Origin of the sequence: Micromonospora polyrhachis, assembly GCF_014203835.1 — a bacterium.
Lineage (GTDB): Bacteria > Actinomycetota > Actinomycetes > Mycobacteriales > Micromonosporaceae > Micromonospora_H > Micromonospora_H polyrhachis.
The window spans coordinates 4731607-4757892 of sequence record NZ_JACHJW010000001.1 but is presented as its reverse complement, the minus strand read 5'-3'; the positions used below and the strand labels follow the sequence as shown (position 1 = coordinate 4757892).

28 protein-coding genes, 1 tRNA gene and 1 pseudogene are annotated in these 26286 nt (G+C 69.1%); 16 read left to right on the top strand and 14 right to left on the bottom strand.

Annotation, left to right across the window (positions count from 1 at the left end):
• Positions 1 to 200 precede the first annotated feature (200 nt).
• Entirely contained in the window at positions 201 to 398 is a 198-nt protein-coding gene (locus tag FHR38_RS20895) for a DUF397 domain-containing protein (protein ID WP_184536264.1), read from the bottom strand.
• Entirely contained in the window at positions 389 to 1189 is an 801-nt protein-coding gene (locus FHR38_RS20890; RefSeq protein ID WP_184536263.1) for a helix-turn-helix domain-containing protein, read from the bottom strand. Before FHR38_RS20890 ends, FHR38_RS20895 begins: the two co-directional genes overlap by 10 nt.
• 448 nt (positions 1190 to 1637) lie before the next feature.
• On the opposite strand from FHR38_RS20890, the gene FHR38_RS20885 reads away from it, so the two are divergent.
• Entirely contained in the window at positions 1638 to 1955 is a 318-nt protein-coding gene (locus FHR38_RS20885; protein ID WP_184536262.1) for a hypothetical protein, read from the top strand.
• Entirely contained in the window at positions 1952 to 2230 is a 279-nt protein-coding gene (locus FHR38_RS20880) for a hypothetical protein (RefSeq protein ID WP_184536261.1), read from the top strand. The genes FHR38_RS20885 and FHR38_RS20880 overlap by 4 nt, the downstream gene beginning before the upstream one ends.
• 261 nt (positions 2231 to 2491) lie before the next feature.
• On the opposite strand, the pseudogene ssb reads toward FHR38_RS20880, so the two are convergent.
• Positions 2492 to 2962: pseudogene (gene ssb / locus FHR38_RS20875) on the bottom strand (single-stranded DNA-binding protein); the annotation flags it as partial.
• A 179-nt stretch (positions 2963 to 3141) separates the two neighbouring features.
• Between ssb and FHR38_RS20870 the strand changes: the two are divergent.
• A complete protein-coding gene (locus tag FHR38_RS20870; protein ID WP_184536259.1) occupies positions 3142 to 4113 on the top strand; it encodes an alpha/beta hydrolase in 972 nt (323 codons plus the stop codon).
• Positions 4114 to 4283: 170 nt separating this feature from the next.
• A tRNA-Arg gene (locus FHR38_RS20865) sits at positions 4284 to 4356 on the top strand.
• 124 nt (positions 4357 to 4480) lie between these two features.
• Here FHR38_RS20865 and FHR38_RS31635 read toward each other — a convergent pair.
• Complete coding sequence (locus FHR38_RS31635; RefSeq protein WP_312882309.1) at positions 4481 to 4942, bottom strand: excalibur calcium-binding domain-containing protein; 462 nt, start codon at positions 4940 to 4942, stop codon at positions 4481 to 4483.
• A gap of 265 nt (positions 4943 to 5207) precedes the next feature.
• Positions 5208 to 5774 carry a TetR/AcrR family transcriptional regulator gene (locus tag FHR38_RS20855; RefSeq protein WP_184536258.1) on the bottom strand — a complete coding sequence of 189 codons (567 nt, stop codon included), beginning with the start codon at positions 5772 to 5774 and terminating at the stop codon, positions 5208 to 5210.
• Between the two features lie 75 nt (positions 5775 to 5849).
• On the opposite strand from FHR38_RS20855, the gene FHR38_RS20850 reads away from it, so the two are divergent.
• Positions 5850 to 7769, top strand: a complete 1920-nt coding sequence (locus FHR38_RS20850) for an ABC transporter ATP-binding protein (RefSeq protein ID WP_312882307.1) — start codon at positions 5850 to 5852, stop codon at positions 7767 to 7769.
• A 52-nt stretch (positions 7770 to 7821) separates the two neighbouring features.
• On the opposite strand, the gene FHR38_RS20845 is transcribed toward FHR38_RS20850, so the two are convergent.
• A complete protein-coding gene (locus tag FHR38_RS20845; RefSeq protein WP_184536257.1) occupies positions 7822 to 8514 on the bottom strand; it encodes an alpha-ketoglutarate-dependent dioxygenase AlkB in 693 nt (230 codons plus the stop codon).
• Positions 8515 to 8620: 106 nt separating this feature from the next.
• Entirely contained in the window at positions 8621 to 10789 is a 2169-nt protein-coding gene (locus FHR38_RS20840; RefSeq protein WP_184536256.1) for a carbohydrate-binding module family 20 domain-containing protein, read from the bottom strand.
• A 341-nt stretch (positions 10790 to 11130) separates the two neighbouring features.
• Here FHR38_RS20840 and FHR38_RS20835 point away from each other — a divergent pair, with 341 nt between their 5' ends.
• The 4 genes from FHR38_RS20835 (at position 11131) to FHR38_RS20820 (ending at position 14857) form a co-directional block, all read left to right on the top strand.
• The gene (locus FHR38_RS20835) at positions 11131 to 11646 is read left to right on the top strand and encodes a hypothetical protein (protein WP_184536255.1); all 516 of its coding nucleotides are present in this window, start codon (positions 11131 to 11133) and stop codon (positions 11644 to 11646) included.
• 521 nt (positions 11647 to 12167) lie between these two features.
• Entirely contained in the window at positions 12168 to 13127 is a 960-nt protein-coding gene (locus FHR38_RS20830; RefSeq protein ID WP_184536254.1) for an SPFH domain-containing protein, read from the top strand.
• A gap of 211 nt (positions 13128 to 13338) precedes the next feature.
• Positions 13339 to 13944, top strand: a complete 606-nt coding sequence (locus FHR38_RS20825; RefSeq protein ID WP_184536253.1) for a cysteine hydrolase family protein — start codon at positions 13339 to 13341, stop codon at positions 13942 to 13944.
• Positions 13945 to 13951: 7 nt separating this feature from the next.
• Positions 13952 to 14857, top strand: coding sequence for a GlxA family transcriptional regulator (locus FHR38_RS20820; RefSeq protein WP_184536252.1), 906 nt, complete (start codon positions 13952 to 13954; stop codon positions 14855 to 14857).
• A gap of 26 nt (positions 14858 to 14883) precedes the next feature.
• Here the strand turns inward: FHR38_RS20820 and FHR38_RS20815 are convergent, their stop codons facing one another.
• The 3 genes from FHR38_RS20815 to FHR38_RS20805 all read right to left on the bottom strand — a co-directional run bounded on the left by FHR38_RS20815 (position 14884) and on the right by FHR38_RS20805 (position 17230).
• The gene (locus FHR38_RS20815; protein WP_184536251.1) at positions 14884 to 15657 is read right to left on the bottom strand and encodes a lysophospholipid acyltransferase family protein; all 774 of its coding nucleotides are present in this window, start codon (positions 15655 to 15657) and stop codon (positions 14884 to 14886) included.
• A 108-nt stretch (positions 15658 to 15765) separates the two neighbouring features.
• Positions 15766 to 16692, bottom strand: a complete 927-nt coding sequence (locus FHR38_RS20810; RefSeq protein WP_184536250.1) for an alpha/beta fold hydrolase — start codon at positions 16690 to 16692, stop codon at positions 15766 to 15768.
• The gene (locus FHR38_RS20805; RefSeq protein WP_221449104.1) at positions 16685 to 17230 is read right to left on the bottom strand and encodes a hypothetical protein; all 546 of its coding nucleotides are present in this window, start codon (positions 17228 to 17230) and stop codon (positions 16685 to 16687) included. The genes FHR38_RS20810 and FHR38_RS20805 overlap by 8 nt, the downstream gene beginning before the upstream one ends.
• A 181-nt stretch (positions 17231 to 17411) precedes the next feature.
• Between FHR38_RS20805 and FHR38_RS20800 the strand changes: the two genes are divergently transcribed.
• From FHR38_RS20800 to FHR38_RS20780, 5 genes are all read left to right on the top strand, one after another.
• On the top strand, positions 17412 to 17858 hold the full coding sequence (locus FHR38_RS20800; RefSeq protein WP_184536249.1) for a VOC family protein: 447 nt from the start codon (positions 17412 to 17414) through the stop codon (positions 17856 to 17858).
• A 61-nt stretch (positions 17859 to 17919) separates the two neighbouring features.
• On the top strand, positions 17920 to 18819 hold the full coding sequence (locus tag FHR38_RS20795) for a pyridoxamine 5'-phosphate oxidase family protein (RefSeq protein ID WP_184536248.1): 900 nt from the start codon (positions 17920 to 17922) through the stop codon (positions 18817 to 18819).
• Positions 18820 to 18821: 2 nt separating this feature from the next.
• Positions 18822 to 19013: a ferredoxin gene (locus FHR38_RS20790; protein ID WP_184536247.1), complete on the top strand. Its 192-nt coding sequence runs from the start codon at positions 18822 to 18824 to the stop codon at positions 19011 to 19013.
• Positions 19010 to 20182: an NAD(P)/FAD-dependent oxidoreductase gene (locus FHR38_RS20785; RefSeq protein ID WP_184536246.1), complete on the top strand. Its 1173-nt coding sequence runs from the start codon at positions 19010 to 19012 to the stop codon at positions 20180 to 20182. Before FHR38_RS20790 ends, FHR38_RS20785 begins: the two co-directional genes overlap by 4 nt.
• On the top strand, positions 20179 to 20628 hold the full coding sequence (locus FHR38_RS20780; protein WP_184536245.1) for a nuclear transport factor 2 family protein: 450 nt from the start codon (positions 20179 to 20181) through the stop codon (positions 20626 to 20628). Before FHR38_RS20785 ends, FHR38_RS20780 begins: the two co-directional genes overlap by 4 nt.
• 21 nt (positions 20629 to 20649) lie before the next feature.
• Here FHR38_RS20780 and FHR38_RS20775 read toward each other — a convergent pair whose 3' ends face one another.
• Complete coding sequence (locus FHR38_RS20775) at positions 20650 to 21249, bottom strand: CGNR zinc finger domain-containing protein (protein WP_184536244.1); 600 nt, start codon at positions 21247 to 21249, stop codon at positions 20650 to 20652.
• A 357-nt stretch (positions 21250 to 21606) separates the two neighbouring features.
• Here FHR38_RS20775 and FHR38_RS20770 point away from each other — a divergent pair, with 357 nt between their 5' ends.
• Both FHR38_RS20770 and FHR38_RS20765 read left to right on the top strand, forming a co-directional pair.
• The gene (locus tag FHR38_RS20770) at positions 21607 to 22827 is read left to right on the top strand and encodes an MFS transporter (RefSeq protein WP_184536243.1); all 1221 of its coding nucleotides are present in this window, start codon (positions 21607 to 21609) and stop codon (positions 22825 to 22827) included.
• Positions 22824 to 23930 carry a DNA glycosylase AlkZ-like family protein gene (locus FHR38_RS20765; RefSeq protein ID WP_312882305.1) on the top strand — a complete coding sequence of 369 codons (1107 nt, stop codon included), beginning with the start codon at positions 22824 to 22826 and terminating at the stop codon, positions 23928 to 23930. The genes FHR38_RS20770 and FHR38_RS20765 overlap by 4 nt, the downstream gene beginning before the upstream one ends.
• Positions 23931 to 24098: 168 nt before the next feature.
• On the opposite strand, the gene FHR38_RS20760 is transcribed toward FHR38_RS20765, so the two are convergent.
• The 3 genes from FHR38_RS20760 to FHR38_RS20750 all read right to left on the bottom strand — a co-directional run bounded on the left by FHR38_RS20760 (position 24099) and on the right by FHR38_RS20750 (position 26213).
• Positions 24099 to 24515, bottom strand: a complete 417-nt coding sequence (locus tag FHR38_RS20760) for a CBS domain-containing protein (RefSeq protein ID WP_184536242.1) — start codon at positions 24513 to 24515, stop codon at positions 24099 to 24101.
• Between the two features lie 107 nt (positions 24516 to 24622).
• Positions 24623 to 25063, bottom strand: a complete 441-nt coding sequence (locus FHR38_RS20755) for a PPOX class F420-dependent oxidoreductase (protein WP_184539985.1) — start codon at positions 25061 to 25063, stop codon at positions 24623 to 24625.
• 124 nt (positions 25064 to 25187) lie between these two features.
• Complete coding sequence (locus tag FHR38_RS20750; protein ID WP_184536241.1) at positions 25188 to 26213, bottom strand: aspartate-semialdehyde dehydrogenase; 1026 nt, start codon at positions 26211 to 26213, stop codon at positions 25188 to 25190.
• Positions 26214 to 26286 lie beyond the last annotated feature (73 nt).

The following is a 26286-nucleotide window of genomic DNA, read 5'->3' as shown; positions in this document are numbered from 1 at the left end:
ACCAGCGCTTCCGAAAATCCCCGCCGAACCGGACCTGGCCCCCGCTATCCAGGACCCTGTTCACCGCCCGTCCAGCTCGACCGATCCGCCTGTCTGGTTACCTGCGTACCCAGGACGATTACCCGCGCACCCGGACCAGGTCAGCGGCTAGCTGTACACCGCTCTCGCCACCGAGAATCGGGGCGAGCGCTTCGGGTGGGTCAGTTGCTTGCCCGCTCGGCGGCGAAGCCGACGAACGCGCGCCACGCGGCCGGATCGAAGGTCAGCGTGCCGCCATCGCGGTTCTTGGTGTCCCGGACCAGGACGATGCCGGGAAGGTTGTCGGCCACCTCGACGCAGTCGCCGCCGCTGGTGCCGCTGCGGGTGGACTTCCGCCACCGAGCGTCAATCAGATCCATGAGTTCGCCACTTCCTCGATGAGCGCCAGGGACTGCCGGCTCGGCAGCGCCTCGTTGCGGATGCTCTCCCACCGCTCCAACAGCGTATCCAGATCTTCCGGTCGATCCGCCCCCGTCCCACCGAGCTGGTTTTCCAGGTGCCCCGCCCAACTGTTGTCGGCCATGCGCGCCAGCAGCAGCGGACCGGAGAGCCCCGCGTGCAGCCCCGCGCTCGACGGGACGACGTGGACGCTGATGTTGGGCCGCTCGGCACACCTGTGCAGGTGCAGCAGTTGCTCGGGCATGACCTTGGCACAGCCCTCACCGGCTTGACGGATGGCGGTCTCGTTCACCACCGCGACGAGCTGCGGCGGGTGACCCTGGGTGAGGATCCCCTGCCGCTCCAGTCTGGTGGCGACCCGCTCGTCGACCTCGTCGTCGGTCAACCGGGGGGCCAGCCGCAGCACGGCGCGCGCGTAGTCCGCCGTCTGGAGCAGGCCCGGAATCAGGTTCGGATGGAAGCAGCAGAGCTGGATCGCGGCGCGCTCGGCGTCCAGCCACGGCCGGAACCACGACGGAGCACCGAACCTGGTCACCAGGCGCTCATAGAAGCCCCCCGTCTCCAAAGCACGGTCAGCGCCTCGGACGAACGACATCGTCAACGCCCGGGTACCGCTCTCCACGGCGCTGACATGCGAGGCGCTGAACCCGGCCTTCCGGCCGAATGCTTCCTGCGTCATGCCGGCGGCCCCTCGGCCCCGGCGGATCTCCCCAACGACGAACTCTGCCAATGGTCCCGCTAGATCAGACATCCAGTTCCCCTCACCGTCATAGATCCACTACTCACCTCGCCCTGGCGCTGCCGCGACCTACCCAGCGCGGGCCCACCTGCCCCGACCACCTTCCGAGCGTAGTCATCCGAACACCAGCATGTGTCTATCGGATGTGGCGGTACGGCAATGCCGCCAGCGGGAACTCTTCCGATCCGGGGACCACCGCCCGCCTCCCCCGCGCCCCGCGCGGTGGTCCCCACCCGACCTCGATCTCAGTGCAGAGAGGACCATTGCCATGCGCTACGGCCGAAGAGTCACTCTCATCGAACATCGCCGTGACTGGCGCACCCTGGGCCGCCGCTGCGTCTGTGGACTGAGATGGCCCTGCCCGGACCGGTATCCGTTTCCCGGCGAAGGGGCACCTCGGGTGCGCGCCGACTCCCCCGTCCCCTGGACCTCGGAGCTACCACCCTCGGCACGGTGCCTGATGAGACAACCGGACCCCCTCGACGCGCACCGCGTACTCTCCGCGTGGGTCGCGGAGCGTGTCGTGCCTGGCACGCTGATGTCCCTGCTCGGCTCCCACTACCTCCCCGACGGGGATGACCTGTTGTGGCTGGAGGTAACGAGCGTCGGGCCGGTGACACACGCCGATGGCCGTTCCTGCGTGGAGGTCAGCGGCTGGGACATACCGCAGCGCGCACGCGGCTGGCCGCTGGAGCACACGGTGTACGTGCACCTGAGCGCGCTACAGGTGCCAGGTGTGCTGGTGCACCCGTTTCCACCACCGGACGACGGCCGGTGACCACGCACACCCCGATCCGGCGTCTCTGGCTGTGCCGCGCCTGCGGTGGCCCGTGGCCCTGTGGCACGGCCCGACTGGGCTTGCTGCACGAGTTCGCCGCCGATCGGATCGGGTTACATGTCTACCTGGCTGGCCTGTACGTGGTGGCGCTGGCCGACCTCTACCCGACAGACCCCGCACTGATCTACGGCCGGCTCATCGGCTGGGTGCCGAGAAGGAACCGATCCCGGGGGGAGGACGGGTGCCCTGACATCCCGCCTCCACCCCGAAGCTGAACCGCCCGATCCGCCCGATCCATCTGATCAGGCCGATCCATTCGATCAGGCCGATCCATCCGATCCGCACGATCAGACCGATCAGGCCGATCAGGCCGGCACCGGCAGGGCAGCCGACTCGACGTCCTCCTCCTCGATGCCTTCCTCCGCATCGAGATCACCAATCCGGACGTCGGTCGCGGACCGCTGGCCGAGCGCGGGTAGGTAGCCACCCGCTGGGGAGACCGGCATCTCCGACAGATCGTCGTCGTCGAACGGGCGGTCGTCGGGCCGAGTCGGGGCCTCATCCTCCGCCACCAGCTCGGCGATTTCCCCGTGGACTCGGGCCTCGGCCTCCTCGTCCTCGATCGAACTGGTGGTCATGCTCGGCCGGTTGCGCTGGAACTTGCCCCGCCCCCGGGACAGGTCGTGCCCCACGGCGACCGCCTCCAGCTCGTAGAGGGTGCGGTGGTTACCGGCGTCGTCGACCCAGTCCCGGGTGTACAGGCGGCCGGCCACCACCACCGGGTCACCGACCATGATCGAGGAGGCGACCCCCTCGGCGAGTTTGCGCCAGCAGTTGACGCGTACGCGAAGGCTGTTTCCATCCACCCACCGGCCGCTCTCCCGGTCGAGCCGGCGGGCGGTCGACGCCACCTTGAAGTTGGCCACCAGCGTGCCGCTCTGCGTCGTACGCCGCCACTCCGGCGCGGTGAGCACGTTTCCCACCACGGTCACATACGTATCGAACATCGCCCCTCCACAGGGTTCCGGTTCCACGATCTGTCCGAGTCGACTCGTCGCACAGCCTGGACCGCAGCCACCTGCCGCCGCGACCACGCAACCGCGAGCTGTGGACAACCGGGGCACCTGTGGAAAAGAACCTGATCATGCACTTATCTGCTACCGCTACCGCGAGGTAACGTCGCAGCGTGGAACCGGATGTCCTCGGCACCCCGTACGAGTGCCACACGATCGACCTGGGGCAGGACGACGAAGGCCCGGTGGTGGCCACCCTCGTCCGGTGTCGCGCGGAGCAGCCGAGCCGGCGGGCCGTGCTCTACGTACACGGGTTCGTCGACTACTTCTTCCAGACCCACCTGGCCGAGTTCTTCACCGAGCGCGGATGGGACTTCTACGCCCTCGACCTGCGCAAGTACGGCCGTAGCCTGCTCCCCCACCAGACACCGAACTTCTGCCGCGACCTGAGCGACTACTTCCCGGAGCTGGACGAGGCGGCCCGGATCATCCGCGCCGAGGACGGCCACGACACCCTGCTGACCATCGGGCACTCCACCGGCGGCCTGCTCACCGCGCTCTGGGCGCACGCCCGACGGGACGCGGGCATCGTCGACGGGGCATTCCTCAACAGCCCCTTCTTCGACCTGAACGCCCCCTGGCTGGTACGCCGGCCGTTGGCGTCGGCCGTGACCTGGCTCGGTCGGGGGTCGCCCTACCGGGTCGTCCCGATCCGGCTCCCCAACGTGTACGGCCAGAGCCTGCACGCCACCCAGCGCGGCGAGTGGACCTACGACCTGGCCTGGAAGCCGCTCGGTGGATTCCCGGTACGGGTCGGGTGGCTGGCCGCCATCCGCCGGGCCCAGCAGCAGCTGCGGGCGGGGCTGGCGATCCCCGTACCGGTGATGCTGGCCTGCTCGACACGGAGCTTCCGGGGCGCCCGGTGGCAGGATTCGGCGGCGTTGGCCGACGCCGTACTCGACGTGGAACACATGGTCCGTTGGGCACCCCGACTAGGACGGCACGTCACCCTGGTCCGGTTCGACGGCGGCATGCACGATCTCACGCTCTCCGGACCGGCTGTTCGCGAGCAGGTCTTCACCGAACTGGGCCGCTGGGTCGACGCGTTCCTCACCCCGGCCGACACCGGCGAAGCGGAGCGGTGACCCAGCCGGCACCTGAGGGCGACGACCGGCCGACACCCAGGGACATCGAAAACCTGATGCTCGTCAGCGGCCGGTCTGTAAACCTAGGATGTGCTGGCCGGACGGTCACCCCCCCATCCAGCCGGACGACCAACCGGCGGCTTGGGTAACCTTCTGGCGCACCACACCAGGCGCCCGTAGCTCAGCGGATAGAGCAGGAGACTTCTAATCTCAAGGCCGCAGGTTCGAATCCTGCCGGGCGCGCAGGGATTGAACAGGCGAAACGCCCCTCCAATCAACAAACCGGAGGGGCGTCGCTCTGCGTATGGGGACACCCAGGGGACACGGGCATGGTCAGCACGTGGTCGACCTCGCCCCGGCAGAACGATCATTCGCAGGCGACTCCGTCACCGTCCCGATCGAGCTTGCGGGAATAGCCGGGCTGACCGCGGTAGAGCGGGGCCTTGCCCGCCGCTCGTACCGCCGCGCAGTTCGCGTAGTAGGCGCTGCCGCCGCTGGGCTTCTTCGTCGTGGTCGTCTTCTTCGGCGTCGGGGCTGGTGCCTTTCTCGTCGGCTTCACGCTCTTGGTGGGGGCCGGCTTGACCGGTGGCTTGGGCAGCGGCGGCAGGGTGGTGGTCAACGCCCCGGGTACGTCCGGCGACGGGGTGGGCGATGCGGCGCTCGGGCTCGGAGTAGCCGTGGGAGTCGACGTCGGCGAGGACGAAACCTCGACCGTCCGCTCGGTCGGTTGCGCTGTCGGGTCGGCGGTTCCTGCCCCACATGCGACCATCGTCAGGGCGATGGGCAGCGCGACGGCCAGCAGGGTCGCACGGAGTCGTCGGTTCGTCACCGTTCAAGTCTTTGTCGTGCGGTGCCCTTTGGGCGATGCCACGAGCGTACGGAGATCGATGCCCGCGTAGCGGCAGGATTCACCCACCATCGGGTACGAAGCCGCGACCGGCGTCGACCTGCACCCCAGGACGTCAGCGGAAGCCGACCGTATGCCGCCGCCTCTCGATCAATAGGCATGACCAGGGTAACCATCCATCCCCACGGGGCCATCCGGACGACCGGAAGTTCGCCCCGGCAGTTGAGGCGTCAGGCGGGGCCCTTCCTTACCTCGGGCCGATGGCCTTCTCGACGGTGCGGACGACCAGGCGGAGCACCTCGTGGCGGGAGGCTCCGGTCTCGGCGAGGTAGCTCCAGCCACTGTAGAGCTGGGACCAGAGCACGCTCTGTAGCCAGGAGGCTGGCAGCTCCGGATCGAGTGAGCCGTCTCGATGGCCCCGCTCGACCATCGCGTCGAACCGGGGGTCACAACCGCCCTGGTCGTCCCCCACCGGATTGCCGACGAGTTGCGGATCGTTGAAGAGCAGCGACAGCAGATCGCCAAGGTCGAAGTATTCGTGGCAGAGCCGGCGTAGCGCCTCGGCACCGGTGCCCTCGCCGAGGCGGGCGCGTTCGGCCGCCTGGTTGATCCGGGCCACGCTCTCCGCGCTGATCGCGGCCAGCAGGTCGGACCGCTCGGGGAAGTAGCGGTGCAGGGTGGTCCGGCCGACGTCCGCCGCCACCGCGATCTCACCGAGGGATGCGGCCGGATTCTGCCCGAGCACCTCGATGGCGGCCTCGATGATCGCCTGCCGGGTACGGGCTCGACTGCCGCTTTCCTTCACGTCGCTCACCCGATGAGGTTAGCAAGCGCCCCTAAACGGTAAATCCTTTGACCGTAGTGGAACAGATGTGTTCCACTAGAGGACGTGAACGATCCGAAATCAGACGCATCTCTTCCGCGACTTCGGCTCCTCCTCTCCTTCGTCACCCCGCACTGGCGGGTGTTGCTGCTCGGACTCGTGCTCGGGCTCTTCGCCAACGCCATCGGACTCGCCACACCCATGGTCACCAAGTGGGTCCTCGACACCCTCGGTGCCGCCGCGTCGATGACCCAACCGATCGCCGTACTGCTGGCCCTGGTCGTCGTGGGTGCGGCGGTGTCGCTGTGGCAGTGGGTGCTGCTGGGCACCCTGGCCGAACGGGTTGTGCTGGACGCCCGCACCTCGGTCATCCGGCGCTACCTCGCCGCGAAGATCGGTGAACTGCTCAAGCGACCGAGCGGCGAGCTGGTCACCCGGGTCACCTCCGACACCGCACTCCTGCACCAGGCGTCCGGCAGCATCGTCGGACTGATCAACAGCACGCTCGCCCTGCTCGGCACCCTGGTACTGATGGGCGTGCTCGACCTCGTACTGCTCGGCAGCACCCTGGTCGCGGTGATCGTGGTCGCCATCATCATGGCGACGCTGATGCCCTCGATCGCCAAGGCGCAGGAGGCGGCACAGGAATCGGTCGGCCGGCTCGGCGGATCACTCGAAGGTGCGCTTCGCGCGATCCGTACCGTCAAGGCGAGCCGGGCCGAGGTCCGGCAGGGTGAGCGGATCATCGCCGACGCCCGGGACTCGGCCGCGCACAGCGTACGGGCCGCTCGGCGGACCGCCTCGGTCTGGACGATCGCCTGGACCGGCATCCAGTTGTCGATCATCGCGATCCTCGGCATCGGTGCCTGGCGAGCGCAGCTCGGGCTGTTGGAGCTCTCCAGCCTCATCGCCTTCCTGCTCTACGCCTTCCAACTGATGGGCCCGATCAGCGAGCTGACCCAGAACGTCACCGCCCTCCAGGCCGGCATCGCCGCCGCGTCCCGCATCCGCGAGATCGAGGCCATCGCCGTCGAACCCCGGGTGGCAGCCGCCCCCGCCGGGCCGTCCACAGCAGACCAGACCGGGTACGACGACTCGCCCGTGCTCGTCTTCCGCGCCGTCACCGCGCGGTACGCGCCGGACACCGCCCCCGCCGTTCGGGGCATCGACCTGACCATCCCGCGCCGGGGGCACACCGCCATCGTCGGCCCCTCGGGAGCGGGCAAGACGACCCTGTTCTCCCTGGTCCTGCGCTTCCTCGAACCGACCGAGGGGGAACTGCTGCTCGACGGTCGTCCCTACGCGACGTACTCGCACAGCGAGGTTCGGGCCAAACTCGCGTACGTCGAACAGGAGACGCCGGTCGTGCCCGGCACCATCCGGGACAACCTGCTCTTCACCCACCCCGATGCCACCGACGACGAGCTACGGGCCGTCCTGAAGGCGGTCCGGCTGGACGAAAAGATCGACTCGCTGGACGAGGGCCTGGACACCTCACTCTCCTCCAGTGCGGTCTCCGGCGGTCAGCGGCAGCGCATCGCCCTGGCCCGGGCGATCCTGCGTACCCCGGAGGTCCTGCTGCTGGACGAAGCGACCGCGCAGGTCGACGGGCTCACCGAGGCGGCCCTGCACGACTGCATCCGGGACCGGGCCGCCGTCGGTGCCGTCGTCACCATCGCCCACCGCCTCTCCACGGTGCTCGACGCCGACAGCATCGCGGTGATGGAGGATGGACGGATCCGAGCCCAGGGCACCCACAGCGAACTCCTCGCCACCGACGACCTCTACCGTCAACTCGTCGAGGCGCTGCGGATCGCCGACTCCCGAGAGCACGGCCAGCAGTCGGACGACCGGAGGCGAGGCGAGCAGCCGGACGACCGGAGGCGAGGCGAGCAGCCAGACGACCGGAGGCGAGGCGAGCAGCCAGACGACCGGAGGCGAGGCGAGCAGCCAGACGGGGACCTTGAGCTGGCGGGACGCCGATGACGGTGCCTGCCGCCTAGCTACGCCACACCGGGCAGCGCCCTCGCCGCAGCGGTCACGCGACACCGGCCGGACGGAACTGCACGCTGATGCGTGGCCCGACCGGCCGGCTGGTCTTCGGGATGGCGTGCTCCCAGGTCCGCTGGCAGGAGCCGCCCATCACGACCAGGTCGCCGTGACCCAGTGGAAAACGCAGGCTCGGACCACCATCCCTCAGGCCACCATCCCTCAGGCCGCCATCCCTCAGGCCGCCATCCCTCAGGCCGCCATCCCTCGGGCGCAGCAACAGTGGTCGGGGTGAGCCGAACGAGACGATCGCCACCATCGTGTCGTGTCGCGCCGACCGGCCCTTCGTGTCGCCATGCCAGGCCACACTGTCCCGTCCGTCGCGGTACAGGCACATGCCGGCGGTGACGAACGGCTCGCCCAGCTCATCGGCGTAGTGATCGGTGAGCTGTTGACGCGCCTGCGTCAGCAGCTCGTGGGGCAGCCGCTCGTGTCCGGCGTACCAGCGCAGCAGGCGTGGCACGTCGACCTCGCGGTCGTACATCTCCCGACGCTCGGCCCGCCACTCGACGTCCCGCAGCAACGTCCGGAGCACGGCGTCGGAGCCGACCACCCAGCCGGGCAGGTGGTCCACCCAGGCACCACGGGTCAGTTCGTGACGTCGGACGCGTCCGGCCAGCCGGCCCAGGGTCGGCTCGTCGGCCAGGTCCAACATCGAGGGCTGGTACGCCATGTCGGTCATTTGGGCAGCCTACGCCGCCATCGAACACTCGTTCTAAGCCGGCGAACATAACAATGACCCCGGCCCTGCGTACCGAGGTACGCGGGGCCGGGGCCCGCAGCGCCGGCTAGCGCCAGGTGTCGGTGAGGGTCACCGCTCCGGTCGGGGTGTAGGAGCGGTTTCCGCCGGACTCCCAGGTCACCGTCCCGTTCGGGTCCTTCTTGAGGAACTTGTATTCGAACTGCTGGTTGATCGGCAGGTTCGCCGTGCCCTTCCAGGTCGGGTAGCTGCTCTCGTCGGCGGTGAGTCGCACCGCGTTGGCCGGGTTCCACGAGCCCAGCTCCGGGGCCGAGCCGACCACGTAGACCTCCTGGCCGTACCAGGTGGTCACGGTGGCATGGAAGGAGACCGCTGCGCTGGTGCCTCCGCCGCCACCGGCCTGGTTCCAGGTGACGGTGAACGCGTTGCCTCCGGTCCCGGTGCGGTTCGGGTCGTTCTCCCACTGCACCGAGCCGTCCGGCGAGACCTTCACCAGCTTCCACTCGAACGACGTGTCGGCCGGGATGTCCACCGAGCCGGACCAGGCCGGATAGGTGGTCGCGTCGGTGGTCAGGTGCAGACCGTTGGCCGGGTTCCACGAGCCCAGCTCCGGGATCGAGCCGACCACGTAGACCTCCTGGCCGTACGAGGTCTCCACGGTGGCGGCGAAGGAGGTGTCGTCCAGCGGCGGGTCGACCGGGTCGCAGCCCTCCGGGTCGTCGCATTCGGTCATCGCCTCGACGTGCAGGGCGACGCCCCGGTTGGCCGGGATGCTGGTGGTGAACGTGCCGCCGGCGACCGCGATCACGCCACCGGTGCACTCGTCGGTGGCCGCCCGGTAGGTGCCCCGGGCGACGTTGCAGTATTCGCCGTCAGGCAGGTTGGTGGTGAAGGTCCGGCTCCAGGCGTTGCCGGTGGCGTTGAAGGCGGCGTACCCCTTGCTGCCGCGAGCGAAGCCGAGCCGGCCGTTGCCGTCGGTGACGGTGTTGCCGATCCCGGTGCCCTCGGTGGCGTTACGGAAGCTCGGCATGCCGGCGACCTGCTCGTTGCGGTGCTCGCAGATCCACGCCGAGCTGCCGCAGTCGGTGGCGTTGGTGGTGCCGTTGGCGGAGCTGGGCGGCCCCTGGGCCACCACCGAGCCGAAGGCGTAGCTGGACATCAGCTGGGGTGTGCCGTACGGGTGGGCCATCATGAACGCGTCGGCCAGGTAGTACCGGTCGCCGTTCTTGTAGGTCAGGGTCGGCGTCGACCGCTGCGTGTCGTGGTTGTCGATGAAGACCACCGCCTGGGCGCTGGTCAGCCCGCCGTAGTTGGGCAGGTTGGCGAACTGCGCGATGTTGCCGTCCTTGAAGCCGGAGGAGACCGCGCGCTGGTAGTCGAAGTTGGTGACTCCGCCATACGGGGCATACGCCGTGTAGGGCACCGTCGCATCTCCGTAGACCTCGTGGAACAGGTCGGGCTTACCGCCGAAGCCGGGCACGTCGTGCAGCTTCGAGATGATGTCGGCGAGGTGCGCCTCCTGGACGTGCTTGGCCGCGTCCACCCGGAAGCCGGCGACCCCGAGGTCGATCACCGAGTTCATGTACTTGGCAATCTTGCGGCGGACGTTGGGGTCGGCGGTGTTGAGGTCGGCCAGGTCGAGCAGTTCGCAGTCCTGGACCTCGCTCTTGCTGTTCCAGTTGCTGATCTTGCGATAGCAGGGGCCGAAGTCGGCGTAGCCATAGCTGTCCCCGGAGCCGTCGTTGAAGAGGTTGGGATAGCCGTACTTGCTGAAGACGGTGCCGGCGCTGCCCGAACCACTACCGATCGAGCCGGTGCCGCTCATGTGGTTGAGCACCATGTCGACGTAGATTTTCACGCCCACGTCCCGGCAGCGTTCGACCATGTCGATGAAGTCGGCCCGGTTGCCGCGCCGGGTCTGGTCCAACCGGTACGACACCGGCTGGTAGTCCTGCCACCAGGGATAGGTTGCACCCTCGGCGCTGGGCAGGACCACGTGTTCCTGGGGTGGCGAGACCTGGACTCCGCCCCATCCGTTCGGGCCGAGGTTGGTCTCGCACTCCTGGGCCACCGAGTCCCAGCGCCACTGGAACAGGTGGACGATCGACTTGCCGTTGCTTTCCACCGCCGCCGTCGTCGTCGGTTCGGGGGCGGGCGCAGCGCTGGCGGCGGGGCTGCTGGTCGGTGCGGCGAGAAGGGACAGGGAAAATCCGAGTACGGCCGCCAAGGTGGCGGCCATCGATCTACGGACAGTCATCACGCTCTCCAAGGGACGGGGGATTTCCCGGATGGGCGGGACAGCTCGCGGACTTGCAGATTTCTTGCAGGTTTCGCAAAAGTTTCCACGAGTGATGCTGAGGGTAACAACTCGCGGCCCAGATGTGAACCACATGTTTCGATGGATAGCCACTTGGGCAAGTCGTCTGATTTCCCGCTTTAGCCGACCAGCAGCGCGCAGCCCGGGGTCACCAGTGGGCGAAATATCTGCAATACCTTTCAGCATCTTGTCGACAGGAGACAGTCGAATCGCCACTCAGCAGCCGATCGGTATCCGGGTTAAGGTGGTCGATACCAGGCAAGATCGGCAGAGGAGTTCTCGTGAAGCGACTCGCAAAGAGACACCGGATCGGCGTAACGGTCAGCCTGGCCCTGCTACCGATCCTCGGGGTCGGAGCGTGTGGGGTCGACGACGGCGGCAACCCCGACGCGGCACAACCACCGTCCGGCACACCGGTCAGCACGGCTACGAGCACCCCGGCCGCGAGCCCGACCACCACCCGGGCTGCGAACCCGAGCAGTGACCCGATCCGGCTACTGAAGGGACGCTGGGTCGCTCGCGGCGACTTCCCGACCGACGTCTCCTCGATCAAGGTGGAGTCGGACGGCTCGGCGGTCTACTTCACCGAGGGTGACCCGCTTACCTATCGCGGCAAGCTGGAATACACCGGGGACGGCTCCACCCACCGCTACCGGCTGGCACTCACCGGCCGGGAGGACGGATCGACCGAGCCGGACAAGAAGTTGACCTTCCAGATCGAGCTGGTCAATGACGATTCGTTCACGGTCAGCAGCGAAAACGGCGGGACGAAGGACACCTACAAAAAGGAGTCCTAACCGGATAGCGGCGTGACCGGGTGACGGGCGATCGGGTGACCGGCAGAGCCCGTACCACCCGGCTCATGCCGACCTCACCACTACCCGAACCATGACGACCGGCCCCGTCCCGCCTCGCGGTTGATGATCCCGCCTCGCGGTTGATGATCCCGCCTCGCGGTTGATGATCCCGCCTCGCGGTTGACGAATCCGCCTCGCGGAGGTCGGTCCGTCGGGAGCGCATCGGCCTCCACGTCCAATGCATCGAGAGTCCCCGAAGGCGCACGTCGCTGGGTGGTTGACGATGGCGCCTATCGTCGTCGGCGTGCCGCTCACGTTTTGCCGGCAGCGTAACGCCACATCGGACGGGGTTGGCCCTGCCCCGTCCGAGGTTGTCGAGCGGATGCGCCTGCACCACTCGCGGCCCGGATCATGACCCAACTTCGCAATCCTGTCGATCTGGATCAGGTCACAGTGCTGGCACCACAAGCCAACGAGGCCATCCGCCGGTGGCTGGACGACTACCACAAGGAGTTCAACGGATGAGCACCAGACGCTCGCGCCCGGCGCGGGCCTTGGCCGGGCTGCTGGCCCTCGCCGCCGCCGCGTCGACCCTGTCAGCCTGCGCCACCCGCTCCGATCCCGACCAGATCATCCTCTACTACAAGTCCGGGGCCGGCGACAACAGGGAGTTCGTCGAGTGCATCGAGCCGGGCGGCTCCGGCTCCTACCCGATCGACGACGTGACCTATCCCCTGCCAACCTCCCTACGGACCTGGAACATCCGCCCGGATGGCGGGGACACCGACCAGCCGATCCGCTCGTCGTCGAAGCCCGGCCCCGACGGTCAACCCGGCCCCGACGTGATCGTGCACGCAACGGCCGAGTTCTACCTGAACACCAACTGCGACGGCGGTAAGAACTCACCGATCGTGCAGTTCTGGGAGAAGACGGGACGCCGTTACGAGGTCGCGACCGACGGCGAGTTCTCGACCGAGAACTGGCGCAAGATGCTTCTGAACACCTTGGTCCCGGCTGAGGAGAAGGCGATCCGGGAGGCGACGCGGACCCATTCCGCCGACGACCTGGACGCCAACACCAACGGCATCTGGAAGCAGATCGAAGATCAGCTCGGGCAGTCGTTCCTGGACGAGTTGAGGACCAAGACCGGTGGGGACTACTTCTGTGGTCCAACCTTCGACCGTACGAATGGAAGCTGCCCGCCGATCCGGATCTCGATCACCGATATCGGCTTCGCCGACCCCAAGATCGCTGAGGCTCGGGCTGCGGTGTTCGCCGCCCGGCAACAGGCCGCAGCCGATCTGATCAGGGCAGAGGCGAAGGTGCGCGAGGCCCAACTGCTGGCCCAAGCGAACAAGACCCCCGGCTACCTGGAGTTGGAGAAGGCCAAGTTGCAGTTGCAGGCCGCCCAGGCCTGTGCGGCGAACCCCAACTGCACCCTCATTGTCGGCGGCGCCGACGTGAACGTGAGCACCAAGTAGTTGCTGCCTTCGGCCCGGCGTGGCTTGCCCAAGTGAGTGGGTCACGCCGGCCCTGCCGAAGGCGGACGACTGCTCCTTCCGCAGACGCACTCCCCGGCACGCGCAGCACCGTACGACGGCACACCGGCACCGAGCACCGGTGACCAGATCGGTCCGGGTCGGGACATGATGGTGCCTTACCCTCGCGTCGTCGCCGGACCAGGATCGGAGCATGACCAAAGCACTTGTCGTCATCGACGTCCAGGAGTCCTTCCGGCAGCGGCCAATCTGGTCGGCCGTCTCCAACCCCGACCTCGTCGCCCAGGTAGACCGCCTCGTGACCGCGGCCCGGGACGCGGGTGACCTCGTCGTCTGGGTTCTGCACACCGCACCGGGCAGCAACACTCCCTTCGACCCGGCCAGCGGCTATGTCCGGCTGATCGACGGGCTGGTGCCGGCCGAGGACGAACCGGTCATCACCAAGACCTCGCGCAATGCCTTCACCACCACCAACCTGCAACAACTGCTCACCGCCCGGGGCATCCGCAAGCTGGTCGTCTGCGGCATCCAGACCGAACAGTGCTGTGAGACGACCACCCGGGTGGCCGCAGACCTCGGCTTCGACGTGACCTTCGTGACCGACGCGACCGCGACCTTCCCCATTCCGCACCGAAACGCGCCGAAAGGGCTCACCCCGGCCGAGATCCTGGCCGATCCGAGGACGTTGCACACCGCTGACATCGTCAGCCGGACCGAGTACGCCCTGGCCGGTCGGTTCGCGACGATCCGTACTGTCGCAGAACTGACCAGCCAACTGGCCACACCGGTGAACGGCTGACCATATCGTGACCCAGGTCGTCTTCCTGCTTGTCCCGCAACTGCACCTGCTGGACGTCGCCGGGCCCGCCCAGGTGTTCCACACCGCTGCGGAGTTCGGATACGACTACCGGCTCGTCTACGTGGCCGAACAGGAGGACGTGCCGACCGCCCAGGGCCTACCGGTCCGGGCCACGCTGAGCTGGCCGGCCCTCGCGCCGGAGGACCTCGTCGTCGTACCCGGCTGGCGGGCACCAAGCCTCGCCCGCACCGGGCACCTCGGCGCGGACAGCCTGCGGCGGTTGGCCGAACACCACGCGACCGGTGGCACGGTGGCCAGCGTATGCGCCGGGGCGGACGCGCTGGGCCGGGCCGGTCTGCTCGACGGTCGCCGCTGCACCACCCACCACGGCGTGCAGAACGAGTTGGCCCGGCGCTACCCGAGGGCAACCGTGGTGCGCGACGTGCTGTACGTCGTGGACGAGCGGGTGGTCACCTCGGCCGGCATCGCCAGCGGCATCGACCTCGCGTTGCATCTCGTCGCGATCCGGCATGGCCCCGGCGTCGCCGCCCGGATCGCCCGCGCAATGGTGGTCTACGCCCGCCGCAACGGTGACGAGCGGCAGGCCAGCACCATGTTGCGGCACCGGGCGCACCTGCACGACGTGGTGCACCGGGTACAGGATCTGATCGATTCGCGGTTCACCGAACGGCTGCCGCTGAGCCGGCTGGCGGCAGCCGGTGGGGTAAGCCAACGGACCCTGACCCGACTGTTCGGCAAGGCGACCGGCATGACACCGCTGCGTTACCAGCATCTGCTCCGGGTCGAACGCGCCGAGCATCTGATTGGGCACGGTACGACGCTGGAGTCAGCCGCCCGAGCCGTCGGCTTCGAGGATGCCCGGATGCTCCGCCGGCTCCGGTCCCGTACCTGACCGTCAGGCCCCGGGAGTTGACACCGTCAGGCCTCGGGCTTCGACTCCGGTCGGTCCGAGGTCGCCGGGGTACGTCGTCCCTGGCCGTCCAGGATCGCCGCCTCTTCCGGGGTGGGGGCCGATCCGCCGAGGTGCGCCGGCAGCCACCAGTCGTCGCCCGGCCCGGCGGGCTGATCGGGGTATTCCCGCTGCGCCTGGTCGACCAGCGCGGACAACCGTCGCCGCAGCTCGATCGTGGTGGAACCGGCCTTCTCCGTCGCCTCGAAGGGTTCGCCGACCAGGATGGTGATCGGGGTGTGGCGGCGGGTCAGCGTACGGGGCCGACCCTTGGTCCACAGGCGCTGGGTGCCCCAGAGTGCGACCGGGATGATCGGCACCTTGGCCTCCCGGGCCATCCGCGCCGCCCCCAACTTCAGGTTCTTGACGGTGAACGACCGGCTGATCGTGGCTTCGGGGAAGATGCCGACGACCTCCCCCCGGCGCAGCGCCCCGACCGCGGTCATGAATGCCTTCGCCCCATCCTGGCGGTCGACCGGGATGTGCCGCATTCCGCGCATCAACGGCCCGGAGATCCGGTGGGTGAAGACCTCCTGCTTGGCCATGAACCGCACCAGCCGCCGCGACTCGTGTGCGCCGAGGCCGGCGAAGATGAAGTCGAGATAGCTGACGTGGTTGCTGGCCAGGACCGCGCCCCCGGTGGTCGGCACGTGCTGCCCGCCCTCCAACCGTAGGCGCAGGTCCAGGACCCGGAACAGGGTCTTGGCAGCGGCGATGACAGGCGGGTACACGATCTCTGGCACGCTCGGACTCTACCCAGCGACCCGACCGCTGTAACGGTCGCCATCCACTATTCGCACGGACCGGACCCACCGCGTCGACCGTCGGTTACCGGCCGGCAGGTTGTCGGGTTACCGGCCGGCGGCCGTCCCGGTGGCGAGGAAGCCGGTCACCAACTCGGCCAGGTGCTCCGGCCGTTCCGCCACCATGGCGTGGCTGGCTCCCGCCAACTCCACCACCCGCAGGTACGGGTTCTCGCCCCGGACCCCGGCGAGCCGGGCGGCCACCCCCCGCCGGTACGTCTCGTACAGATCGTGGAAGGCCTGCTGTTCCGGCAGGTTCTCGGTGGCGAGCACGAGCAGCAACGGAGAGCGAGTCGCCCGGTAGTCCGGAGTCAGGTCGAGCGCGGCCATCGCCACCCGCAGTTCCTCGGTGGTCACGGCACCCGGCCGCAGCGACGTCTCGCCATCCCGGGTGACCAGGTTCCGTTCGAAGGTCGCCACCCAGGCCGCACCGGACGGACCGCCGTAGCGTTCGGCCATCATGCGCTGCCCGGCCCGCGCTGCGGCGAGCTGTTCGTCGCTGAGTGGCCCCGCCATCGCACCGGCCATCGCCGCGAAGAGCGTGTGCAGCCGGTCCAGTTCGGTGGCGGCCCGCTCGGGTGCCATGCCGGCCAGGTGTTCCGGACGGCTGGGCGGCGGATTGCCATCCAGGCTCACCGCCCCCGGGCATTCGGGATGCCGCCGGGCCCACCTTGTCGCCACCATGCCGCCGAGGGACACTCCCACCACGGCCGGCACACCGAGGCGGAGTTCGTTGACCACGGCGTCGAGATCGTCGAGTACGGCGTCCCACCCCCAGGGACCGTCACCGGATCGGCCGTGGCCGCGCAGGTCCACTGTGACCACCCGGCATGCCGGCCGAAGTGCCTGGGCCAGCACCTGCATGCTTTCGAGGTTGGCACCCGCACCGTGGAGCAGCAGTATCGGACTTCCGTCCCCACCGAAGTCCCGGACCGCGATCGGCACGGGTCCGGCGGTAACCAGCAGGTCATGCATGTTTCGACCGTCCTTCCAGTTGGGCTTTCGACCGTCCTTCCGGTTGGGCTTTCGACTGTTCTTCCGGTTGGACTCCTGGCTGTCCTTCTAGTTGGACGAGGCGGTCCCGCACCGAGGTGGGCACCACGCCACCGTCCGGGTGGCGGGCCAGTTTGCCGCGGTTGACCAGGTCGTGGACGCCCTGCCGGGTGATCCCGAGCATCGCGCCGGCCACCGTGTACGACACCGAGTCGGCGCTCGGGTGGCCGACCCGCCACGCCACGACCCGGCCCAGCGGCGTTGCCCACCAGTCGGCTGCCGGTTGGAACGGACCATCACCGGGGTAGAGCGTGGACAGCAACCGGACGATCGCCATGGTGGCTTCCTGCTCGTCGCCGTCGAGGAGCCGGGCCACCCAGGTCTTGGCGCGGTTTCGGACGACCGTACGCAGTACGTCGACGGTGTCGTCTCCGTCGAGCAGGATCTCCACCGGGTCGAGCAACCGGATGTCGACGAGTCGGGTCAGGTGCTCGGTGAGCTGTTCGCGGGTTGGCAGCATCAGCCGACCTCCTCTACTTGACAGCAAGTGTCAAGTACTTGACGTCGAACGTCAAGTAGTCGGCGTCGCGTGATCCGCGCCATCCGAGTCATCTAATGCCAAATTGGCCTTGCTTCCATCAGAAGATTGCCCTAGTGTTCTCACGTATAGCCGACATGGCAACCATTAGAACGGAGCTTTCGTGACGACCTTCCAAACTGGACACGTCGGACTGAACGTGACCGACCTCGACCGCTCGATCGCCTTCTACCGGAAGGTCTTCGACTTCGAGACCCTCGGCGAGTCCCGCGAGGGCGACCGACGGTTCGCGTTCCTCGGCCTTGACGGCAAGCTGGTGCTGACCCTCTGGCAGCAGAGCACCGGGGAATTCGCCACCGAGCTACCCGGCCTGCACCACCTCTCGTTCCAGGTGCCCGACATCGACGCGGTACGCCGGGCCGAGACGGTCCTCCGCGAGATCGGCGCTCCCCTGGCGTACGACGGGGTCGTCGCACACGGCGAGGGAGCCTCCTCCGGCGGCGTCTTCTTCACCGACCCGGACGGCATCCGCCTGGAGATCTACGCCCCCGCTGGCGCGGAGAACGCCCCCGCCCCCACCCAGGCCGCCCCCACCTGCGGCTTCTTCTAATCGACCCGCCGCCGCTGCGGGCCGCGACGGTGGCCCGCAGCGGTACCCCTGGAGGAACCTGATGAACCACGACGGCGAACGCGCGGCGCAACGTCGGGCTGGGGTGACCGCCGAGAACTGGGGCTCCGCCGGGGTGGCGGCCACCATCCCACCGGTGGCGATGGACTTCCTCCGTCAGCAGCGGATGCTGCTGATCGGCGCGGCGGACGACGCGGGTGCGGTGTGGGCGAGTCTGTTGACCGGCACACCGGGATTCGCCGACCCGACCGACGAGCGGACCATCGCGATAAATGGTCGCCCCGGCCCCGAGGATCCGCTCGCCGGCGTCTTCGAGACCGGGCGGGACCTCGGCATGCTCGCCATCGAGCCGCAGAGCCGCCGACGGATGCGGGTCAACGGCCAAGCTGTCCGAGACGGCCACCGGCTCGTGGTCCGCACCGAGCAGGTCTACGCCAACTGCCCGAAGTACATCCAGACCCGGGACGTGCTCGCCGACGCACAGTCGTCCCCGAGCGGACCGGCCCGTACCACACGGGAACTCGACGACCAGCAGCGTCGCTGGATCACCGCTGCGGACACGTTCTTCGTCGCCAGCCACTCCCGGCACGGCACCGACACATCCCATCGGGGCGGCAACCCGGGCTTCGTCACGGTCACCGGGCCCCGCCAGCTCAGCTGGCCCGACTACCTCGGCAACTCGATGTACATGACGCTGGGCAACCTCGAACTCGACCCGCGCTGCGGCCTGCTCTTCCTGGACTGGGAACGGGGTCACACGCTGCACCTGACCGGGCAGGCCCGCACCGACTGGGACCCGGACCGGGCCGCCCGGCTACCCGGTGCCCAACGGGTCGTCGACTTCGAGGTCGACCGGGTCGTCCAGATCGATCGGGCCACCGCCCTGCGCTGGACGTTCGGCCGCTACTCCCGCTTCAACCCCGCGCCATTCGGAAAGGAATGATCATGCGTGTCCGAGTGGACATGAACCGGTGTGAGACCCACGCTCAGTGCGTCTTCGCCGCCCCGGACGTCTTCCGTCTCGACGACAACGACGAACTCGTCTACGACTCCGCGCCCGACGACTCGTTACGGCCGGACATCGAGCAGGCCATGGCTGCCTGCCCGGTCCAGGCGATTCTCATCGCCCCGTCATGACCGGGCGGTCAGCCAGCCCACCCCGGCACATCGTGGTGATCGGGGCCGGGCCGGCCGGCTTCCGCGCCGCACAGGAACTACGTGCCCTCGGCTACGACGGTGAGCTGACCATGGTCGGTGACGAACCACACCGACCGTACCGCCGGCCACCACTGTCGAAGGAACTCCTGGTCGGCCCGGTGGACGTGCTGCTGCCCGGCACCGAGACGCTTGACGCGCGGTGGCTCCTCGGGCAGCCGGCCACCGGGCTGGACCTGCGACACCGGCGGGTCCTGCGCGGTCAACTGCCGGCCGTACCCTTCGACACGGCAGTCGTGGCCACCGGCGTACGGGCCCGGCGGCCGGCGGCCATACCGGCACTGGCCGGAATCCACACCCTGCGCAGCCTCGATGACGCGCTGGCGCTGCGCGCCGAGCTGTCCCACCGCCCGACGGTGGTGGTGGCCGGTGCCGGGTTCGTCGGCTCGGAGATCGCCGCCACGCTCCGCGGCCTCGGCCTGGCGGTCACCCTGGTCGGCCGCGAGCCGGTCCCCCTGCACCGGGCCCTCGGCGTACGACTCGGGCGGATGGTCGCCCGCACCCACCGCGAGCACGGCGTCGACCTGCGGCTCGGCCGTACGGTGGTCGGAGTCTCCGGTGCTGGCCGGGTCGAACAGGTCCGCCTCGACGACGGCACCGCCCTCCCCGCCGACCTGCTGGTCCTGGCCCTCGGCGCCGAGCCGAACACCGAATGGCTACGCGGCAGCGGCCTGCGGATCGACGATGGCGTGGTCTGCGGCCCAGACGGGCTGGCCGCACCCGGCGTGGCGGTGGCCGGCGACGTCGCCCGATGGCCACACCCGCTGTTGGTCGGGGAGTTGGTCCGCGTCGAGCATCACAGCAACGCCGTCGACCAGGGCACCTTCGCCGCCCGGGCGCTGCTCGACCCGGCCCGGCATCGCCGGTTCGCCAGCGTGCCGTCGTTCTGGACCCATCTGTACGACCGGCGGGTGCAATCCGTCGGATTCACCGGTGCCGCGTACGACCTACGGATCGTCGAGGGAGAACCAGAGGGCCGGTTCCTCGCCGAATACCGCCGGCACGGGCGGCTGATCGGCGCGGTGACCGTCGGTCTGGTCCGCCGCTTGGCCGCCTGTCGCCACCAACTGTCAGAGGAGATCGAGTCGTGAATCCCGCACCCCCGGCGGAGCGTCCGCCGCTGCCCCCGTTCACCGCCGCCACCGCCGAGGCCAAGGTACGGGCGGCCGAGGACGCCTGGAACACCCGCGACCCGGAGCGGGTGTCGCTGGCGTACACCCCGGATTCGGTGTGGCGCAACCGCGACGAGTTCCTCACCGGACGCTCGGAGATCGTCGCGTTCTTGACGCGTAAGTGGGAACGGGAACTGGACTACGTCCTGCGCAAGGAGTTGTGGGCGTTCACCGATGACCGGATCGCGGTCCGGTTCCAGTACGAGTGGCACGACGCCGAGGGCCGGTGGTGGCGCAGCTATGGCAACGAACTGTGGGAGTTCGACCCGAACGGTTTGATGCGTCGCCGGGAGGCGAGCATCAACGACCTGCGGATCACGTCGGAGCAGCGTCGACTCCGTGGCTCCCGGCCGCCGTTCGCCTGAGTCTCCACGCCTACGACTGCGCTATCCGGCCCGGGTCTTCGTCCGCTCGTAGTAGCGGGCGGCCCGGGCCCGGTTGCCACAGCCACCGGAGCACCACTCCCGCCGGGGATGCTGCTTGACGAAGTAGAGCACGCAGCCGGGGCCCTGGCAGGGCCGCAGTGCGGCCCGATCCGGGCCGGCGAACAGGTCGACCGTCGCCATGGCGATCTCGGCCAGCGCGGCGGCCACTGGCGGGTGGTCGCTGGCGGTGATCGTCGATGGTTCCGCCGCCCACCGCAGCTCACGCCAGGACGGCGCGGTACGGATCACCTGGTTGACGTCGTCGATCGCGGCCGAGGGCGGCTGGTCACCGGTCACCGTCGCCTGGGCGATCAGCCGGATCGCCTGCCGTAGGTCCCGGGCGACCGCCAGGTCGGCGGTGCCGGCCTCGGCCAGATCACGATCGCGCAGTGGCGTGCCGAGCCGTCCCGCCACGTCCCGCAACCAGCCGGCCAGGTGCTCGACCGTTTCCAGCCCGTCGCGTAGCTGACTGCGTACCGCATAGGTCGTGTTGGCCAACTCCAGCGGCAACGGCTCCCCGAGCAGTGGCGCACCGCCTGCGGACAACTGCACGGAATCCATGCTTCTTATGCTATCTCGCCGACCCATGCGTCAGATCGCGTCAGCCCTCGGCCGCATCAAGTTCCCGTACCCGTCAGCCCTCGACCGCACCAAGTCCCCGTACCCGTCAGCCTCCTTACCCGTCCGCCTCCGGCCGGGTCGGACATTCGCATGTCGGTCGACCGTCGGCGGCGGCTCCCGTCGTAGAGTGACGCTCGTGATCCCGGTAGAGGCGGTTGCCGCCGCGTACGGCCAGTGGATCACACCCGCCCTGCCGCTCTACGGCAACGACCACGAGCGCACCGACTTCGCTCCCTGACCGGTCCCGGTTTCCCCCGCCTCCGGTCCTTCCCCTCTCTCCACTGGGAGCGCTCGTCGATGTCCGACACCTCGACCATTCCCCCTGACTCCACTCCGGCCGGCGGCACCGGCGCGTGGTCCGTACTCCGGGCACCGCAGACCGCCCGGGTGCTGGGGGCCAGCCTGCTCGGCCGGCTTCCCCAGGGCGCGGCCCCGCTCGCTCTGCTGATCTTCGCCCGGGAGACGATGTCGCTCACCGTGGCGGGTCTGCTCGTCGCCGCGTACACCGCCGGCATGGCGGTCGGGCAGCCCCTGCTCGCCCGGATCGCCGACCGATGGCGGCAGCCGCCGGTGTTGTGGAGCGGTGTCCTGGTCTCCACCGCCGGATTCGTGTTGACCGCCGCCGGGGCCGGGCTGCCGGCGACCCTGCTCGGTGCCGCGCTGGCCGGGCTCGGAGCGCCACCATTCGAAGCCGGGCTACGGGTGCTCTGGCGGGACCTGCTCCCGGCACACCAGGTGCACACCGCGTACACACTGGACACCGCAACCCAGGAGATCATCTTCGTGGCGGGGCCGATGGTGACGCTCGCCGCGACCCAGGTCGCCGGGCCGGTCGGCGGCCTGGCCGCCGCAGCGCTGTTCCAGGCCCTGGGCACCGCCCTGTTCGTCACCGCGCCGGCGGTCCGCCGTTGGCGCGGCGAGCCGGCGGTACGACACTGGGCCGGCCCGCTGCGCGCCGGTCGACTACGCCTGATCCTGGTCGCATTGCTGCTGGTCGGCGCGGCGGTCGGCAGCGTCACGGTCGCGGTGACCAGTTATGCCGAAGCGGCCGGCGACCGGTCCCTGGCCAGTTGGCTGCTGGCTGCCCAGGCCGGTGGGGCCCTGATCGGCGGGCTGCTCTACATCCGCTTCGCCGGGCTGCGCGCCCGCAACACCCTGCTCCGGGCCACCGGCGCGTACGCGGTCGGCTTCCTGCCGCTGCTACTCACCCCCGCCCTGCCCGGCATGCTGGCCCTGATGCTGGTCAGCGGCCTGGCCCTCTCCCCACTGTTGACGATCGCCTTCGTGTCGATCGACTCGGTCGCCCCTGCCGGTACGGCGGCGGAGGGCTTCGCCTGGGCCGCCACCGCCTTCTCGGTCGGCAGCGCGGTCGGTTCCGCGGTCGACGGCGTACTGCTGGACACCACCGGGGAGGTCACCGTCGGCTTCCTGCTCGCCCCGATCGTCGTTACGCTGGCTTGCCTCCCGCTACTGTTCAAATTCACCCCACCCGGGTCGACGGAGGGGATCACCCAGTGACCGGAACGCTTCGGGTCGATCGGCAGCAGATGCTCGCCTATCGGATCGCGGCCCAGCAACTCGACCGAGTCGACCAGCGACCCGCCGAGTTGGCGGTGCTCGACCTCGGGGTGCAGGACACCCCGTACGGCTCGGCGCGGCTCGCACTCGCCGCCCGTACCTCCGCTGAGCTGGACGACGAGTCGCTGGCTCTGGTCTGGGCGGCCCGAGGTGCACCCCACCTGCACCGCCGGGCCGAACTGCCCCGGATCGCGGAGGCACTGTGGCCACTCAGTGACGCGGACGCGGCGAAGCGGATCGTCAGCACCCAGATCCGGGACGCCGGGAAGCTGGGGTTGGTGGCGTTCGAGGCGGCCGCCGACGCCTTCTCGGCGGCGGTGGCCGCCGAGCCGATGGCCAAGGGCGAGGTGAGCAGTGCGGTAACCGCTCGGGTACCGGCCGAGGTGACCTACCCATGCCGCTCCTGCCAGTCCACGCACATCTCCGGCGCGCTGTTCCAGCAGGCTGGGCTGGCCGGAGGTGCCCAACTGACGGTGGTCGGCGGCAAGACCATGATCGCTCCCGTATCCGATTGGGCTGGCCGGCCGAGGGCCGCCACCGGTACGGCCGACCTGATCGCCACCTACCTGCGGTTGCTCGGCCCGGCGACGCTGGCCGAGGCGGCCAGGCACGTCGGCACCAGCCAGGCCGAGCTACGCCCGGTGTGGCCAGAAGGGCTCACCGAGGTGACCGTCGACGGTCGGCGGACCTGGCTACCCACCGACCGGATCGACGCGTTGCGCAGCGCACCACCGCCGAGGCTGGTCCGGCTGCTGCCGGCGGGTGATCCCTACCTCTCGGCCCGGGACCGTGATGTCCTGGTGCCGGACAAGACCCGACAGTCGGAAGTGTGGCGCGTCCTCGGCAACCCTGGCGCGTTGCTCGTGGACGGCGAGATCATGGGCGTCTGGCGGGCGAAGCTGGCCGGCCGGGGCCGGCTGGACGTCACGGTGGCCCCCTTCGAGCCGCTGTCCGACCGGGTACGGTCGGCCGTCGACGACGAGGCCCGAGTGTTGGCACAGGCGCGCGGTGCCACCGACGTACGGGTCAGCCAGGTGGAATAGCCGCTAGGGCAGCCAGGCGGAACAGCCGCTCGGCCAGCCAGGCGGAACAGCCGCTAGGCCAGCCAGGCGGAACAGCCGCAGATGGCACCGGCTCGGGGTCTGGGGTGTCAGGAAGGGGCCTCTTCCTGTCGGCGACAGGAAGAGGCCCTTCCCTGCATGCGGCACGAATCAGTTGTTCGGCTCGTCCGCGCTGATGTCGGCCAGCACGGACTGCGGCTCCCGCTCGACGGCGATGTCCCCCAGCGAGACCAGACCCACCAGTCGTCCGTCTTCCAACACCGGCAACCGGCGTACGCCGTATGTCCGCATCAGGTCGGCCGCCGCCACCGCATCGTCGTACTGGCTCACGGTCACGACGTCCTGGCTGAGGATCTGGTTGAGCGTCGCACTGTCGACGTCCAGTTCCTCAGCGACCCCACGTACCGTGATGTCCCGGTCGGTGACGATACCCAGCACGGCATCGCCGTCAGTAACGATCACGTCCCCGATCGACCGGTCACGCATCTCCTGCGCGGCGGCGGTGAGCGTGTCGGTGCCGTCCATGGTCACCAGCCGGGTCGTCATGAACTCTCCGACGGTCGTCATCCTGCTCCCCTCTCGTCTCGGGCACTTCGCGTCTACCCGAGCCGAGCGGGAAGGTAACCGGATCCCGTCGGTGCCTCCGGCGCGGACTGGCCACGCTCCGCTTCGCGCTAGCCGCGCGGCGGCATCCCGTAGACCCGATCGACGTGCAGGTGCAGGGCGATCCGTCGGTCGGCGACCATGGCTCGCCGGTAGTCGTCCCAGTCGGGGTGTTCGCCCTGCACCGCCCGGAACACGTCGATCAGTTCCTCGACGGTCGCGTCGTACGGATCGGCGGCGACCGGAGTCAGCTCGGCGGTCACCTCGGCCACCACGTACGCCCAGCCGTCCTCGCTGCTGACGTGGAAACTGGCCCGGGGGTCACGCCTCAGGTTGGCGGTCTTCGCCCTGCCGTCGGTGATCGAGACCCGGATCAGTTTCCGTTCCCGGTCGAACGCGTAGCTGACGTTGGACAACTGCGGCCGACCGTCCCGTTTGATGGTGGCCAGTACGCCCAGGTGCCGGCTGCCCAGCAGGGCCAGCAGCGCGTCCTCGGTGCCGCCTTCTACCATCACGAAACCTCCGTCCGACCTGTCGCGATCGAGGCGACTCCGGGCACTCTTGCACGGAAAACAGGGCTGTGCCAGCCGACACAGCCCTGTTTCCAGCAGTTGGCCAATGGTCTTGACGATCCGGTCAGCGGGACTCGGCAGCGACCAACTCGGCGATCTGTACGGCGTTGAGCGCCGCGCCCTTACGCAGGTTGTCGTTGGAGCAGAAGAACGCCAACCCGTGCTCGACGGTCTCGTCGCCCCGGATCCGGCCCACGTACGTCGGGTCCTGGCCAGCGGCCCGCAGCGGCGTCGGTACGTCGGCCAGCACCACCCCGGGAGCGTCGGTCAGCAGCTCGCGCGCCCGCTGTGGCGACAACGGTCGGGTGAACCGGGCGTTGATCTGCAACGAGTGGCCGGTGAAGACGGGCACCCGGACACAGGTGCCGGAGACCTTGAGGTCGGGAATCTCCAGGATCTTGCGGCTCTCGTTACGGAGCTTCTGCTCCTCGTCGGTTTCGTCTGAGCCGTCGTCGACGATCGACCCGGCGAGCGGTAGCACGTTGAACGCGATCGGCTGGGCGAACGAACGCGGTTCCGGGAAGTCCACCGCAGTCCCGTCGACAGCCAGTTCGGGGGCCCGCTCCGCCACCTTGCGTACCTGCTCGTCCAGCTCGGCGACTCCGGCCAGGCCGGCACCGGAGACCGCCTGGTAGGTGGCGACGATCAGGCTGACCAGACCCGCCTCGGTGTGCAGGGGGCGCAGGATCGGCATCGCCGCCATGGTGGTGCAGTTGGGGTTGGCGATGATGCCCCTGGGGCGTACGGCGATGGCGTGCGGGTTGACCTCGGAGACCACCAGCGGCACGTCCGGGTCCATCCGCCAGGCCGACGAGTTGTCGATCACGACGGCACCGGTCTCGGCCACCCTGGGAGCGAGCTCCTTGGACGTCCCCTTACCGGCTGAGAAGAGCACGATGTCCAGTCCCCGGTAGTCCGAGGTCGCCGCGTCCTCCACCGTGATCTCGTCGCCCTGCCACGGCAGGGTCCGCCCCGCCGACCGCGCCGAAGCGAACAGCCGCACCTGCTCCGCCGGGAACTGCCGCTCGGCCAGCAGTCGACGCATCACGCCGCCGACCTGGCCGGTGGCCCCCACAATGCCGATCCTCATGCCCGCGAGGCTACCCAGTTCCGAGCCCCGGCCAGCAAGTCGAATCCCAACCAGCGGCACCGGATTCTCGGAA

Excerpts from the sequence above, each read along its gene's own strand:
- FHR38_RS20750 (WP_184536241.1), bottom strand. The coding sequence starts at position 26,213 with ATGAGGATCGGCATTGTGGGGGCCACCGGCCAGGTCGGCGGCGTGATG.
- FHR38_RS20890 (WP_184536263.1), bottom strand. The coding sequence starts at position 1,189 with ATGTCTGATCTAGCGGGACCATTGGCAGAGTTCGTCGTTGGGGAGATC.
- FHR38_RS20775 (WP_184536244.1), bottom strand. The coding sequence starts at position 21,249 with ATGGATTCCGTGCAGTTGTCCGCAGGCGGTGCGCCACTGCTCGGGGAG.
- FHR38_RS20895 (WP_184536264.1), bottom strand. The coding sequence starts at position 398 with ATGGATCTGATTGACGCTCGGTGGCGGAAGTCCACCCGCAGCGGCACC.
- FHR38_RS20785 (WP_184536246.1), top strand. The coding sequence starts at position 19,010 with ATGACCGGGCGGTCAGCCAGCCCACCCCGGCACATCGTGGTGATCGGG.
- FHR38_RS20840 (WP_184536256.1), bottom strand. The coding sequence starts at position 10,789 with ATGACTGTCCGTAGATCGATGGCCGCCACCTTGGCGGCCGTACTCGGA.
- FHR38_RS20885 (WP_184536262.1), top strand. The coding sequence starts at position 1,638 with ATGAGACAACCGGACCCCCTCGACGCGCACCGCGTACTCTCCGCGTGG.
- FHR38_RS20790 (WP_184536247.1), top strand. The coding sequence starts at position 18,822 with ATGCGTGTCCGAGTGGACATGAACCGGTGTGAGACCCACGCTCAGTGC.
- FHR38_RS20830 (WP_184536254.1), top strand. The coding sequence starts at position 12,168 with ATGAGCACCAGACGCTCGCGCCCGGCGCGGGCCTTGGCCGGGCTGCTG.
- FHR38_RS20795 (WP_184536248.1), top strand. The coding sequence starts at position 17,920 with ATGAACCACGACGGCGAACGCGCGGCGCAACGTCGGGCTGGGGTGACC.
- FHR38_RS20755 (WP_184539985.1), bottom strand. The coding sequence starts at position 25,063 with ATGGTAGAAGGCGGCACCGAGGACGCGCTGCTGGCCCTGCTGGGCAGC.
- FHR38_RS20805 (WP_221449104.1), bottom strand. The coding sequence starts at position 17,230 with ATGCTGCCAACCCGCGAACAGCTCACCGAGCACCTGACCCGACTCGTC.
- FHR38_RS20770 (WP_184536243.1), top strand. The coding sequence starts at position 21,607 with ATGTCCGACACCTCGACCATTCCCCCTGACTCCACTCCGGCCGGCGGC.
- FHR38_RS20760 (WP_184536242.1), bottom strand. The coding sequence starts at position 24,515 with ATGACGACCGTCGGAGAGTTCATGACGACCCGGCTGGTGACCATGGAC.
- FHR38_RS20845 (WP_184536257.1), bottom strand. The coding sequence starts at position 8,514 with ATGACCGACATGGCGTACCAGCCCTCGATGTTGGACCTGGCCGACGAG.
- FHR38_RS20825 (WP_184536253.1), top strand. The coding sequence starts at position 13,339 with ATGACCAAAGCACTTGTCGTCATCGACGTCCAGGAGTCCTTCCGGCAG.
- FHR38_RS20810 (WP_184536250.1), bottom strand. The coding sequence starts at position 16,692 with ATGCATGACCTGCTGGTTACCGCCGGACCCGTGCCGATCGCGGTCCGG.